Source organism: Deefgea rivuli DSM 18356 (assembly GCF_000620145.1).
Lineage (GTDB): Bacteria > Pseudomonadota > Gammaproteobacteria > Burkholderiales > Chitinibacteraceae > Deefgea > Deefgea rivuli.
The window spans coordinates 321,072-335,085 of the sequence record NZ_JHVM01000008.1; the positions used below are offsets into that span (position 1 = coordinate 321,072).

General features: G+C 48.9%; 10 protein-coding genes. 5 read left to right on the top strand and 5 right to left on the bottom strand.

The window, feature by feature from the left end; genetic code table 11:
* Nucleotides 1-48: 48 nt before the first annotated feature.
* Entirely contained in the window at nucleotides 49-1,161 is a 1,113-nt protein-coding gene (locus tag Q320_RS18395) for a GGDEF domain-containing response regulator (protein ID WP_051534446.1), read from the bottom strand.
* Between the two features lie 138 nt (nucleotides 1,162-1,299).
* On the opposite strand from Q320_RS18395, the gene Q320_RS0104035 reads away from it, so the two are divergent.
* The gene (locus Q320_RS0104035) at nucleotides 1,300-1,659 is read left to right on the top strand and encodes a hypothetical protein (protein WP_156938972.1); all 360 of its coding nucleotides are present in this window, start codon (nucleotides 1,300-1,302) and stop codon (nucleotides 1,657-1,659) included.
* 100 nt (nucleotides 1,660-1,759) lie between these two features.
* Here the strand turns inward: Q320_RS0104035 and rpsT are convergent, their stop codons facing one another.
* Nucleotides 1,760-2,029, bottom strand: coding sequence for a 30S ribosomal protein S20 (rpsT, locus tag Q320_RS0104040; RefSeq protein WP_027467943.1), 270 nt, complete (start codon nucleotides 2,027-2,029; stop codon nucleotides 1,760-1,762).
* Nucleotides 2,030-2,186: 157 nt separating this feature from the next.
* Between rpsT and murJ the strand changes: the two genes are divergently transcribed.
* The 3 genes from murJ to Q320_RS0104060 all read left to right on the top strand — a co-directional run bounded on the left by murJ (nucleotide 2,187) and on the right by Q320_RS0104060 (nucleotide 8,206).
* Nucleotides 2,187-3,722, top strand: a complete 1,536-nt coding sequence (gene murJ, locus Q320_RS0104045; RefSeq protein WP_027467944.1) for a murein biosynthesis integral membrane protein MurJ — start codon at nucleotides 2,187-2,189, stop codon at nucleotides 3,720-3,722.
* Between the two features lie 166 nt (nucleotides 3,723-3,888).
* On the top strand, nucleotides 3,889-6,804 hold the full coding sequence (locus Q320_RS0104050) for an HD domain-containing phosphohydrolase (RefSeq protein WP_027467945.1): 2,916 nt from the start codon (nucleotides 3,889-3,891) through the stop codon (nucleotides 6,802-6,804).
* A 199-nt stretch (nucleotides 6,805-7,003) separates the two neighbouring features.
* Nucleotides 7,004-8,206, top strand: coding sequence for an amino acid aminotransferase (locus tag Q320_RS0104060; protein WP_027467947.1), 1,203 nt, complete (start codon nucleotides 7,004-7,006; stop codon nucleotides 8,204-8,206).
* Between the two features lie 205 nt (nucleotides 8,207-8,411).
* On the opposite strand, the gene dnaJ is transcribed toward Q320_RS0104060, so the two are convergent.
* From dnaJ to grpE, 3 genes are all read right to left on the bottom strand, one after another.
* Nucleotides 8,412-9,536: a molecular chaperone DnaJ gene (gene dnaJ / locus Q320_RS0104065; RefSeq protein WP_027467948.1), complete on the bottom strand. Its 1,125-nt coding sequence runs from the start codon at nucleotides 9,534-9,536 to the stop codon at nucleotides 8,412-8,414.
* 72 nt (nucleotides 9,537-9,608) lie between these two features.
* A complete protein-coding gene (gene dnaK / locus Q320_RS0104070; protein WP_281174223.1) occupies nucleotides 9,609-11,555 on the bottom strand; it encodes a molecular chaperone DnaK in 1,947 nt (648 codons plus the stop codon).
* Between the two features lie 196 nt (nucleotides 11,556-11,751).
* Nucleotides 11,752-12,285 carry a nucleotide exchange factor GrpE gene (grpE, locus tag Q320_RS0104075; protein ID WP_027467950.1) on the bottom strand — a complete coding sequence of 178 codons (534 nt, stop codon included), beginning with the start codon at nucleotides 12,283-12,285 and terminating at the stop codon, nucleotides 11,752-11,754.
* Nucleotides 12,286-12,626: 341 nt separating this feature from the next.
* Here grpE and aceA point away from each other — a divergent pair, with 341 nt between their 5' ends.
* The gene (gene aceA / locus Q320_RS0104080; protein WP_027467951.1) at nucleotides 12,627-13,907 is read left to right on the top strand and encodes an isocitrate lyase; all 1,281 of its coding nucleotides are present in this window, start codon (nucleotides 12,627-12,629) and stop codon (nucleotides 13,905-13,907) included.
* Nucleotides 13,908-14,014: the final 107 nt, after the last annotated feature.

Genomic DNA, 14,014 nt, shown 5'->3' on the forward strand with positions numbered 1-14,014 from the left:
ATTGCAAGGCAATACCCAAGTACTATTTAGCATAAGGATTTGCAGGGTTTACTCCGGATCAAGCTCCGATAAATCCCAGCCTAATGCCAAATCTTGATTGGCCAAAGCCAGCAAGGGCTGCAAATTGCGCAACAAAGCCATTAAGTGCGGACGCAGTTCTTCGTCCATGCCTTTATGCAGCATCACCAAAGCTTCGGCGATCAATGGCGTTGGTGAAATAGCCGCGTTCACCTCAGGCATAAAGACCTGATTTTCCATAGGCGCGGCATACAGGCGATCTTGCGCGATCATCATCATGCGTTCAGTCGACTGCGCATCGTCATGCCAAGAATTCGCGACGGCAATACTGGCGGTCACGCGCAATTGCTGGCCACGGAAATTAATTCGCGCATTAGCGACGCTATTGCGTAAACGCTCGGCAACGATGCGCGCCTCGGTGAGCGGCGTGGACGGCGAAACAATCGCAAACATTGGCCCAGCCAAATGCGCGAGTGTGTCTTCTTTGCGCAATTTGCCTTCAAGCAATTTGGCGAGCAGGCCGAGCATTTGCCCGTACATTTTTTCGCCTAATTTATCGCTCAAAACTTGGAAATGATTCACCTCCAATAGCATCAAGCTCACTTCGCTATTGTGGCGTAGCGCAAACGCCAGCGCTTGATCGAGCTGTAAATCCAATAAATACGAGCTACCCACGCCGGTGAGTTCATCAGTCGTCGTTTGTGCTTGCACCGCGCGCGATTGCGCCAATTCGCGCCGCGTCGTGGCGAGTTCTAAATTTGCTTTAACGCGCGCTAGCATTTCAGTGCGATCGGTCGACTTGGTAATAAAATCATTCGCACCGCATTCAACGCAGCGTAGTTTCGTCGCTTCGTCTTCTTCGCCAGAAATAATAATAATCGGCAGATGATGTAGCCGTTCATCGCCCGAGCTACGTATGCGCGCCAACAAGCCCAAACCATCCAGCTCGGGCATGGTCAGATCTGAAATCATTAAATTGATCGTCGGATCAGCCAATAGGCGTTTCCAGCCCGCTTCACCATCGGCTTCTTCGAGAATGTCGAAATGCTCGGATAAATGTTTTTTCACCGTCGCGCGGACAATCCGCGAATCATCGACAACTAATAATTTAGGGCGGGTGCTTAATTCGCTACTCTCGTTCATAATGAATTCCACGACTTTCAGGCAGATTATTAGCCTAGCATACGAACACAGCGACGGGAGAGAGAAATCCTGCTCGCACTTGATCGAAGTCTAGTCCGGTGAATACTTTATACCCGACTGGTACGACTTTAGGATGACATGATGTCCACGACCTATCGTTTGCAACTCGGCGTTTCGCCGATTTCCCCGACTGAGGCCGAGCGAGCGCTACTCGCAATCAAACGCGCATGGTGCATGCCGTCATGGGTGCGCAAGCAAACACTCGGCGATCAAGTCTTGCTGCTCGAAGTGCGTCACGAAGCTGAACTCAAAGTAGGCGAAAGTGCCGATTGGTTTGTCGAGCGAATCGGCGCGGCGATTTGGCAGGAAACCGGCCGCTTTGTACGTATCTCCGTCGACATCGCACCACACGAAGCGCCGGATGGGCGAATTTACATTCTGGACGAGCCAGCCTACTGGCGCATTATGCAAAGCTTCCGACTTTCTTCACCACGCTAAAAACCTAATCACAGCAATCTTCACCTTGTTTAGAACGAGCAGATACAAAAAAACCCGCAGATGCGGGTTATTTTGCTTTAGAACCTGTTACTTACAAAGCTTAGGCAGCAGCCATTGCTTTGATCGCAGCAGACAAACGGCTCTTATGACGAGCTGCTTTGTTCTTGTGGTAGATCTTTTTGTCAGCCAAGCTGTCGATCGTACTAACCGAAGTTTGGTAAACAGCTGCAGCAGCCGCTTTGTCGCCAGCCGCGATCGCTTTCAATACTTTTTTAACAGCAGTACGGAATTCTGAACGTTGCGCGCCATTGTGTAGACGTGCAGCTTCAGCTTGACGAGCGCGTTTGCGTGCTTGTGCGGTATTTGCCATGGTAATTCTCCTAAAGGTATAAACGGGTCTACTGCTTCGCCGGAGACACGGACTTTCGGCAGCACACACACCCTAGAAAGTCGGCAATTTTATGCCTTCTTCACGCCAAGTGCAAGTAGGCGTTATGATGCGTCCCATCAGGGATGGGAAATTGACAATGAATTTATTAAGATCGCTGGCTGCAGTAAGCTCAATGACGATGGTTTCGCGGGTGCTCGGCTATGCGCGCGATGCAATTATGGCCAATGTTTTTGGCGCTGGCGCAGCAATGGATGCTTGGGTTGTCGCCTTTCGCTTACCTAATTTATTGCGACGTATCTTTGCAGAGGGTGCATTCTCTCAAGCCTTCGTGCCTATACTGGCAGATAATAAAAACAATAAAGGCGATGATGCCGCACGGGAGTTTCTCGCCTACGTTGCCGGTTTACTGACGCTGATTTTAGCTGCGCTCACGTTGATCGGAATGTTGACCGCACCGTGGATTATTTCTGTCGCCGCCAGTGGTTTTAATAAAGATCAAGGCCAAATGGCCTTAACCACCGATCTATTACGCATCACTTTTCCTTATATATTGCTCATTTCCCTGTCTTCATTAGCAGGCGCAGTGCTCAATACTTGGAATAAATATTCAGTTCCAGCCTTCACGCCCACGCTCCTCAATATTTCATTTATCGTCTTTTCGCTATTTCTAACGCCCTATTTTGATCCGCCGATTATGGCGATGGCTTGGGCGCTACTCGTTGGTGGCGTGGCGCAGCTCGCTTACCAACTGCCTCACTTAAAGAAAATCGGCATGCTGGTGCGGCCTAAAATCAATCTAAAAGACCCCGAAGTATGGCGCGTACTTACCTTGATGGGGCCCGCCATTCTGGGCGTCTCTGTGAGCCAAATTTCACAACTGCTCAATCAGAACTGGGCATCGGTTTTATCTGCCGGCTCAATGTCGTGGATTTATTACGCCGATAGATTGATGGAGCTGCCTACCGGATTATTGGGCGTTGCCTTAGGGACGATTTTATTGCCGTCGCTATCGAAAACACTAGCCAATAACGATCAAGAAGAATACTCACGCTTACTCGATTGGGGCTTAAGACTGGCGCTCATTTTGGCGCTACCTTCTGCTGTAGCACTCGCCGTGATTGCCGAGCCTTTGACTTTCACATTATTTCAAAGTGGTAAATTCTCTATTCACTCAGCAGAAATGACGCAGTTAGCATTGGTGGCTTATGCGGTCGGTATTCCTGGGCTTATTTTGATCAAGCCGCTCGCGCCTGCGTTTTATGCGCGGCAAAACATCAAAACGCCAGTCAAAATCGCTATTTTTTCACTACTGGTTACGCAAGGCTTGAATTTGGTTTTCGTTCCTCACCTCAAGCATGTTGGCTTGCCCTTATCAATCAGCATTGCCGCCCTCGCCAATGCATTTTTACTTTACTACCAACTGCGCAAACAAAATCTATTTTCACCACAAACTGGCTGGCTTACTTTTATCTGGAAATTAGTTCTCGCAGTTAGCATTATGGCTGTGGCGCTACTTAGCATGATGCAAGTGATGCCTGCTTGGGCGCAGATGAATAAACTCTGGCAAACATTCAATCTCAGTATTTTGGTCGCTGGCGGCGTGTTCGCTTACTTTGCCGCATTAGGTGTACTTGGATTTAGAATCAAGCAATTCTCGCGGCGTAGCGTGTAGCACATCATTCAGCTGAGACTGCTGTGCTGAAAGTCACAATCTAAAAAGTGAAATACGAATGAGCAAAACTTATAATTTTTGAACGACAAGAGCGTCTTACATTTAAACCGCCTAAACATTTCAGTCGGCTATACTTTATCCGACAACAAATCCAAGGCGAGAAGAAGTGCACGATTCTGCTCAGCATAAAGTTCCGTTCTACATTCATATCGCCTATCTATTTATCGCGCTACTCATCGGCTTTGCGCTAATTAGTGGCTGGAATCAGTATCAAGCCACCAGCGTTATCCTCAAGCAATCCGCTGATCGGCAATTTCGCCTCACCGCCAAGTCGGCACTAGAAGAAGTCGAAGCTATTTATCAAAGTGGGGCACGAAATACTGAACTTATGGCGCAGCAGCGCTTAATGAATGCCAAAACGCTGGATGAGCGACTAGATAGCCTAGGATTTCTAACCGCCTCTTTAAAACACAGCCCGGCAGTCGTTGCCCAATACATCGGCTATGAAACGGGCGATTTTTTTATGGTACGCATCCATCGCGGCCAAGCCATCATTCAAAAACGTTTTAACCCCCCCGCTGACACACTCTGGATCGTGCAAAGTGTCACCCGTGCCAACGGTCAGCCACGTGGTGAGTATCTGTTTTATAACGCTCAGCTCAAGCTACTAGAGCGGCGGCTTGACCCCGCTTACCAATTTGATCCGCGAACGCGAGATTGGTATCAAGCCAAAGCCATGCCAGGGCAGTTACTAGTCAGCCAGCCTTATTTTTTTGCATCCAGCGGCGTAGCTGGGATTACTTTTGCGAAACAAACCAGTAATCAGCTCGGTGTAGTGGGTAGCGACATCCAATTAGAACGCATCAATGAGTTTTTACTGCGACATAAAATCACGCCAGATACACGCCTCGCTTTACTTGACCAAGATGAGCGAGTCATCGCCAGCCATAACGGCACGCCGAATCTCGTTACTGAAGCCGATGGCAAGCCTTATCTACCCAAATTATCTTCATATGATGCATCGGTCCTGAAAGTTTTTCTGGGGATGCAACAAGGTAAAGCAGAAAATGCCAGCACCTTTGCTGCCGAACGTGGCGAAGAATGGGAAGGCTTGGCTAGGCGAATAGAGCTGCCCGAGATGGGCTCAATGCAACTGGTGATGGCAGTACCGCACAGAGAACTACTGGCCGCCGCCATCGCCGAACGCAATCGCAGTCTATTCGTTTCGGCCTTACTGATTGCGCTCGGCATCCTCGTCGCAATCTGGCTGGCATATAAAGCGTCCAAACCGATCAATGCATTAACTAAAGAAATCCAAAAAATTGAGCAATTTCAATTTGGAGATCCCGTTCACGTTAAGACCAATATTTCGGAAATTGCGCGCCTCGCCAGCAGCTTGGGCGGCATGAAAACGACGATTCACCGCTTTATGGAACTCTCGCAAGCGCTGGCCGCCGAATCCAATTTTGGCCGCTTAGTGGCGCGAATTTTGGATGAGTTAGGCAGCGTGAGCCTTGCTGAAGGTGGTGTTATTTACATTACCCACGCCGATGGGCGTCACTTAGAATCGGCGCAATATTTTTGGCAAAGCAAAGCACTCCCTGCAGCAAGCAATATCACAGTCGATTTAGACAGTGAACACATTGTTGCCCAAGCGCTACGCAGCAATACCGTCCTGCGCACGATCTCACCTGAAGCGCTCCACCAATCCTTCCCTTTGCTGCCAGCCACAGAGAAAAACTTTACTCAACTCACGTTGCCGCTACGTAACCGCGACGGCACGCTGGTTGGCGCTTTAGCGCTGGTCATTGATGAATCATGTAAGCCCAGCGCAGATTTGCTCGCCTTTGTACAAACGATTGCCGCCACAGCAGCGGTCGCTCTTGATACGCAGCGCCTAGTCAATGAGCAAAAAGTACTGCTTGAGGCGTTTATCCAATTACTGGCTGGCGCAATTGACGCCAAAAGCCCTTATACCGGTGGCCATTGCCAGCGAGTTCCTGAACTCACCAAAATGCTAGCTCACGCAGCGCAAGCGCAAACGACAGGGCCATTTGCCGATTTCAATCTGAATGAAGCGCAATGGGAAGAATTGCACATCGCCGCGTGGTTGCACGATTGCGGCAAGGTCACAACGCCAGAGTATGTAGTCGATAAAGCCACTAAACTCGAAACGCTGTACGACCGCATCCATGAAGTACGCATGCGCTTTGAAGTGTTAAAACGCGATGCTGAAATTAGCTGCTGGCAAGCGATTGCTCAAGGTGGCGATCATGCAGCATGCCAAGCGCAACTGGCGCAGGAACTGGCAACGCTAGATGAGGAGTACGCTTTTATTGCTACTTGCAATGAAGGTGGTGAATTTATGGCTCCCGAAAAAATCGACCGCCTCAAGCAAATCGCCGGCCGCACTTGGCTGCGTACGCTATCGGACCGAATCGGTATTGCGCATGAAGAAAAAGAGCGCAAAGCGCGCGAACCTGAAACGCCACTACCCGTTGTTGAAGCCTTATTGGCCGATAAGGCTGAGCATATTTTGATTCGTAGCGAGCGCGATAAACTTGCGGAAGACAATCCATGGGGATTTAAGGTTAAAGTCCCCGAGTGTATGTATAACCGTGGAGAGCTTTATAACCTTGGCGTAGCGAAAGGTACCCTATCGACAGAAGAACGTTACAAGATTAACGAGCATATTATCCAGACCATTATCATGCTGGAAAAACTCCCCCTCCCACGCCACTTACGCCGCGTACCGGAAATTGCCGGTGGCCATCATGAAAAAATGGATGGCAGCGGTTATCCAAAACGCCTCAAACGCGATGAAATGAGCTGGCCAGCGCGCATGATGGCGATTGCCGATATTTTCGAAGCGCTCACCGCCGTTGATAGACCCTACAAAAAAGGTAAAACGCTCTCAGAATCGATCAAAATCATGGGGTTTATGGTGAACGATCAGCATATTGACCCCGAAATATTCTCGCTCTTTTTAAGCGAGGGGTTGTATCTGCAATATGCGCAGCGCCATATGAAACCCGAGCAAATCGACGAAGTTGACATTTCGCCTTATGTAAAAACGCTATAAATCCTCAAGCCAGCACCAGCTGGCTTTTTTTATCTTCGACCAATAAAAACCAATCTAGGCCAGCAAGATCAGTCCACAAATCCCCCTCAACGGCGCGTATGCGTGCAGCGTTGCGTTCAATAATCGTGCTAAAATCACGGCAAATTGATAGCAATTTAAGGCAAAAAGGCCTTTTTTCTTTATCTAAATGGAGCACTGCATGTCGTCTTCGATTTTTGCCGCCGTAGAAATGGCCCCCCGCGACCCAATCTTGGGTCTGAACGAATCTTTCAACGCCGATACCCGTGACTTTAAAGTCAACCTAGGGGTCGGCGTTTATTTTAATGACGAAGGCAAAATTCCTTTATTGGCGGCAGTGAAATCGGCAGAGCAAGTACGCTTGGCCGCACAGCCTCCGCGCGGCTACCAAGCCATCGAAGGCAACCCAGCTTACAACGCGGGCGTGCAAAATCTATTGTTCGGTACTGAAAGCGAATTGACTGCGGCTGGCCGCGTTGTGACCGCACAAGCATTGGGCGGCACTGGCGCGCTGCGTATTGGTGGTGATTTCTTGTACCGCTTGAATCCAAACGCAACCGTTTACATCAGCAATCCAAGCTGGGAAAACCACCGCGCTATTTTTGAAGCCGCCGGCTTTACCGTGGCGGATTATGCCTACTACGATGCAGCAACACGCGGCGTTGATTTCGCAGCAATGAAAACGAACTTGCTCAGCCTTCAACCTGGCTCGGTCATCATCTTGCACGCTTGCTGCCATAACCCAACGGGCGCTGATTTGTCGGATGCACAATGGGGCGAAGTGGTTGAAGTTTGCCGCGAACGCGGTTTGGTTCCGTTCCTCGACATGGCTTACCAAGGTTTTGCTGAAGGCATCGATGCAGACTCAGTAGCTGTCAAAGCATTTGCAGCTTCTGGCTTGCAATTCTTGATCTCTAGCTCGTTCTCAAAAAGCTTCTCTTTGTATGGCGAACGCGTTGGCGCATTGTCGATCATCACTTCGAGCAAAGAAGAGTCTGGCCGTGTATTAAGCCAACTGAAACGCGTAATCCGTACCAATTACTCTAACCCACCAATCCACGGTGGCGCAGTCGTTGCTGCTGTATTGGCGAGTCCAGAATTGCGTGCAATGTGGGAAGAAGAACTCGGCGTGATGCGTGTTCGTATCCGCGCAATGCGTTCAGGCTTGGTTGAAAAGCTCGCTGCACGCGGCGTGGCGCAAGACTTCAGCTTTGTGACTCAGCAACGCGGTATGTTTTCGTACACGGGTTTGACTGCGGCGCAAGTTGAAAAACTACAAACTGAATACGGCATCTACGCCGTTTCAACAGGCCGCATCTGCTTGGCCGCACTGAACAACAAAAACATCGACTATGTAGCCGATGCGATTGCTAAAGTGCTTTAAGCAATAAAGTATCTACATCAACTCGTCATTCCGGCGTAGGCCGGAATCCAGCTGCAATGGTTATTTTACCGTCGCGCTAGATACCGGCCTACGCCGGTATGACGAAGCTGTGAGGCATTTCAAACTGATGTAGATGCTCATGATAGATAAATACAAAAAAGCCACGAGATCACTCGTGGCTTTTTATTTTCAATCATCAATCAAATCACGTCGCGAAAAAATCTTTCACTTTATCCATAAACGATTTGGCACGTGGATTGTGTTTATCCGAATCGCCTTGGCTGATTTCTTCAAACTCTTTGAGCAACTCTTTCTGCCGTGACGTCAGCTTCACAGGTGTTTCAACCACGACATGGCACATCAAGTCGCCGGTAATCGCGCTGCGTACGCCTTTGATACCTTTGCTGCGCAAGCGGAACACTTGGCCAGTTTGCGTTTCAGGTGGAATCGTAATCCGCGCCTTGCCCGACAGCGTTGGGATTTCAATCTCACCACCCAATGCCGCGCAACTAAAGCTGATCGGCATTTCGCAATGCAAATCGTTGCCTTCGCGATTAAACACTGCGTGCTCTTTCACGTGAATCACAACATACAAATCACCCGGAGGGCCGCCGTTCACGCCAGACTCACCTTCACCGCTTAAGCGGATACGGTCGCCTTCATCAACGCCAACAGGGATCTTAACTGCCAAGGTTTTATGCGTTGCAACGCGTCCTGTACCTTTACACGGACGGCATGGGTCAGGAATGTATTTACCCGAACCATGGCACGTTGGGCAGGTTTGCTGCACGCTGAAAAAGCCTTGCGACACGCGAACTTGACCGTGGCCGCCACAAGTGTGGCAAGTTTTCGCTTCAGTACCTGGTTTCGCGCCAGAGCCGTGGCAAACATCGCACTCATCATGCGATGGAATCTTGATTTGCTTTTCAACGCCGCGAGCGGCTTCTTCTAGCGAGATTTCCATGTTGTAACGCAAATCTGCGCCACGATAGACATTGCTACGTCCACCGCCGCCACGACCCGCGCCACCACCGAAAATATCACCAAAAATATCAGCGAAATCGCCGAAACCACCACCGCCGCCACCGCCCATACCCGCTTGCTGATCCACGCCAGCATGGCCGTATTGATCGTAGGCTGCGCGTTTTTGTGCGTCAGATAAAATCTCGTAGGCTTCTTTGCCTTCTTTAAATTTATCTTCTGCTTCTTTGCTATCCGGATTGCGGTCCGGATGGTATTTCATCGCCAGTTTGCGATACGCTTTTTTAATTTCTTCATCTGAAGCATCACGATTGATGCCTAAAATGTCGTAAAAATCTTTTTTCGCCATGGTACTTTTCCTCGATACAAAAAGGCACAGCCGCCTGCAATGCAAGCGCTGTGCCTATCTGCTTATGCCAAATTACTTGCCGTCTTTTACTTCGGTAAATTCAGCATCTACCACGTTGCCGTCGTCTTTTGCATCACTAGCAGGTGCATCAGTTTCTGGTGCGGCTTGCTCAGCGTACATTTTCTCAGCAACTTTGTGGCTCGCTTGCATCAGCGCTTCGGTTTTGGCTTCGATCACTTCTTTGTCGTCGCCTTTCACCACTTCTTCCAGCTCTTTCACCGCAGCTTCGATGGCTGTTTTTTCATCCGCAGTCACTTTGTCGCCAGCATCGGCCAACATTTTAGTCACTTGATGAATCATGCCTTCGCCTGCGTTGCGCGCTTGGACTAATTCAAGCAATTTCTTGTCTTCTTCAGCATTCAACTCAGCGTCTTTGACCATCGCTTCGATTTCTGCTTCTGACAAACCTGAAGAAGCTTGAATCGTGATTTTGGCTTCTTTGCCCGAAGCTTTATCTTTCGCGCCAACGTGCAAGATACCGTTTGCATCGATGTCAAAAGTCACTTCAATTTGTGGCACACCGCGTGCTGCTGGTGGAATATCACCCAAATTGAACTGACCCAACGATTTATTCGCCGACGCTTTTTCACGTTCACCTTGCAACACGTGAATCGTTACTGCGTTTTGGTTGTCTTCCGCTGTCGAGAAGGTTTGCGATGCCTTAGTTGGAATCGTCGTGTTCTTTTTGATCAGCTTCGTCAACACGCCGCCCAAGGTTTCGATACCGAGTGACAATGGCGTAACGTCAAGCAACAAGATGTCCTTGCGATCGCCACCCAATACCGCGCCTTGCAATGCAGCACCAACGGCAACGGCTTCGTCTGGATTCACGTCACGACGTGGCTCTTTGCCGAAGAACTCTTTTACCGCTTCCATTACTTTTGGCATACGCGTTTGACCGCCGACCAAAATCACATCATCGATATCCGATGCTTTCAAACCAGCGTCTTTCAACGCGATCTTGCATGGCTCAATCGAGCGAGCGATCAAATCATCAACGAGCGATTCAAATTTCGCACGAGTGATTTTCAATACCAAATGCTTAGGACCCGTTGCATCCATTGTCACGTATGGCAAGTTAATTTCAGTTTGCGCGCCGCTCGACAATTCGATTTTGGCTTTTTCTGCCGCTTCTTTCAGGCGTTGCAATGCCATTACGTCTTGTTTCAGGTCAATGCCTTGTTCTTTCTTGAACTCAGCAATGATGTAATCCATCAGACGTTGGTCAAAGTCTTCACCGCCCAAGAACGTATCGCCATTGGTCGCCAATACTTCAAATGCCGTTGAACCATCCACATCAGCGATGTCGATAATCGAAATATCAAACGTACCGCCCCCCAAGTCGTAAACCGCAACTTTGCGATCGCCTTGGCCCACTTTATCCATACCAAACGCCATTGCCGCAGCAGTTGGCTCATTGATAATGCGTTTTACATCCAGACCAGCGATACGGCCTGCGTCTTTAGTGGCTTGACGTTGGCTATCGTTAAAGTAAGCAGGAACCGTAATCACGGCTTCAGTTACTTCTTCACCGAGGTAGTCTTCGGCGGTTTTTTTCATTTTGCGCAAAATTTCAGCAGAAATTTGCGGTGGTGCCATTTTTTTGTCGCGAACTGAAACCCAAGCATCGCCATTATCTGCAGCAACAATCGTGAATGGCATTGAATCGATATCTTTTTTCACTTCTTTATCGACAAACTTGCGGCCGATCAAACGCTTTACCGCGTACAAAGTATTTTTTGGATTCGTTACTGCTTGGCGTTTAGCAGGAGCACCTACCAAAATTTCGCCGTCTTCTTGATACGCAATGATCGATGGCGTAGTACGTGCGCCTTCGGCGTTTTCAATCACTTTTGGTTGACCGTTTTCGATCACTGCAACACATGAGTTAGTTGTACCTAAGTCGATACCAATAATTTTAGCCATTTTTCTCTTCCTTCTTTTAACGTTGCTGCTCACGCTAAGCGGAGCACTTTGATTAAATAACCTTAATAATCAAGTGGGGATTGCCCGTAACATTTCAAGCCCACATCCCCACTTATGCGATGTAATTATTTGTGCAAAAATTTTATGGCAAGGCGTCGAAGTCGTAGACAGTACATTCAGTACGGCAAGACGAGACAACGATGCCAGAAAACTTTTGCTTAAAACTAAATTATTTCGCAGCGGCCACAATCACCATCGCAGGGCGAATCACCCGACCTGATAACTCATAACCTTTTTGCATCACTTGGATGACGGTATTCGGCTCTTCGTCAGATGGCGCCATTGAGATCGCTTGGTGCTTATTTGGATCTAATTTTTCGCCGATTGGATTAATTTCCAATAAATCGAACTTCTCAAATGCCGTCGTCAAGCTTTTTGCAGTCAAATCAACACCAGTTTTCAGACCTTCAAAATTACCCGATTGATCCAGCAAAGCCATATCAATCGCATCTTTAACTGCAATAATTTCACGAGCAAACTTCTCAACAGCAAATTTGCGGGTTCTTTCGTTTTCTTCAAGTGCTCGGCGACGTGCATTTTCAGCTTCAGCGCGGATATATAAGATATCTTGGCGCGCCTTATCCAAATCGGCCAAAGCGGCGGCCAATTGTGTATCCAGCGCATTTGCTGCGTCTGCATCAGTGTTTACTTCAGTTTGTGGCTCAAGGGCCACTTCTTGCTCTTGCGTATTATCTTGGCTCATTTTTTGTCACTCCATATATTGCGTTCCCGTATGAAATGGGGATAGCCACACTCATTTCAAGGGCAAAACCATGCCAATGACGAATCAAAGCGATTCATACGGAAATTGAAAACCCAATAAAAGCATGTAGTCAGGATGGTTTTGGTAAAACTAAATACACCTACGCCAAATGCCCACCACCACTCCATCTGCTCTCCATTTCCAGTACAGACAAGCCCCAATATGTAGTATAAAAATTTCGACTACACTATGCTGCATCGCAATATATTTATTGCGATGCAAAAAATACCTGCTTCAATGAAAACGATCAGGGTCGCACCCTTACCAACACGGAGATCAGTATGAGCACGCAAGCACAACGCATCGCAGCAATCGAAACCGACTGGCAGACTAACCCGCGTTGGCAAGGCGTGACCCGCCCCTACACCGCAGCCGATGTCGACCGACTACGTGGCACTTTGCTGCAGGAATACACGCTCGCCACACACGGCGCAAAAAAACTCTGGAAGCTAATGCACGAAACCCCATACGTGCATGCATTGGGCGCGCTGACCGGCAATCAAGCGATGCAACAAGTTAAGGCAGGCTTAAAAGCGATTTATTTATCAGGCTGGCAAGTTGCGGCCGATGCCAATCAGGCCGGTGAAATGTACCCCGACCAATCTTTATATCCAGCCAATTCAGTACCGCAAGTGGTGCGTCGCATCAATAATACGCTAGCGCGCGCCGACCAAATTAATCATTCTGAGGGTGACGACAGCATCGATTTTTACGCCCCGATTGTGGCCGATGCTGAAGCGGGTTTTGGCGGTGTACTGAACGCATTTGAACTAATGAAAGCAATGATAGAAGCCGGCGCTGCTGGCGTGCATTTTGAAGACCAGCTCGCCTCAGTGAAAAAATGCGGCCATATGGGCGGCAAAGTGCTGGTGCCAACGCGCGAAGCGATTGAAAAACTCGTTGCCGCACGTTTAGCGGCCGACGTCATGGGCGTACCAACGATTATCGTGGCACGTACCGATGCCGAAGCGGCTGACTTACTGACCAGCGATGTAGACGACAACGACAAACCTTTCTGCACGGGCGAGCGCACGATGGAAGGCTTTTATAAAACGTATCCGGGGCTCGATCAAGCCATCTCTCGTGGCCTGGCCTATGCCCCTTATGCCGACCTAGTTTGGTGCGAAACCGGCAAACCGGACTTGGAATACGCACGCAAATTTGCCGAGGCGATTCATGCCAAATTCCCGGGCAAAATGCTGGCGTATAACTGCTCGCCGTCATTTAACTGGAAGAAAAATTTGGATGACGCAACGATTGCCAAGTTCCAAAAAGAACTCGGTGCGATGGGTTATAAATTCCAATTTATTACGCTCGCGGGTTTTCATGCGCTCAATTACGGCATGTTCAACCTTGCGCACGGTTACGCTCGCAATGGCATGAGCGCGTTTGTTGAATTGCAAGAAGCCGAATTTGCCGCCGCAGATCGCGGGTTTACCGCAGTGAAACATCAGCGCGAAGTGGGCACGGGTTATTTTGACCAAGTGACGCAAGTGATCCAGCAAGGCAAATCCTCAACAACTGCGCTGACAGGCTCAACTGAAGCTGAGCAGTTTCATTAAGGTATAAGGCTGTAGCCATTAATAAATAATGGCTACAGCCTTATACATATGAGCCAGGATTAGAGAAATGATTAAGGCGCAAGCGATATGCTGCGCCCTCATTGTCT

Coding starts and splice junctions, on each gene's coding strand:
- Q320_RS18395 (WP_051534446.1), bottom strand. CDS start 1,161: ATGAACGAGAGTAGCGAATTAAGCACCCGCCCTAAATTATTAGTTGTC.
- Q320_RS0104035 (WP_156938972.1), top strand. CDS start 1,300: ATGATGTCCACGACCTATCGTTTGCAACTCGGCGTTTCGCCGATTTCC.
- rpsT (WP_027467943.1), bottom strand. CDS start 2,029: ATGGCAAATACCGCACAAGCACGCAAACGCGCTCGTCAAGCTGAAGCT.
- murJ (WP_027467944.1), top strand. CDS start 2,187: ATGAATTTATTAAGATCGCTGGCTGCAGTAAGCTCAATGACGATGGTT.
- Q320_RS0104060 (WP_027467947.1), top strand. CDS start 7,004: ATGTCGTCTTCGATTTTTGCCGCCGTAGAAATGGCCCCCCGCGACCCA.
- dnaJ (WP_027467948.1), bottom strand. CDS start 9,536: ATGGCGAAAAAAGATTTTTACGACATTTTAGGCATCAATCGTGATGCT.
- grpE (WP_027467950.1), bottom strand. CDS start 12,285: ATGAGCCAAGATAATACGCAAGAGCAAGAAGTGGCCCTTGAGCCACAA.
- aceA (WP_027467951.1), top strand. CDS start 12,627: ATGAGCACGCAAGCACAACGCATCGCAGCAATCGAAACCGACTGGCAG.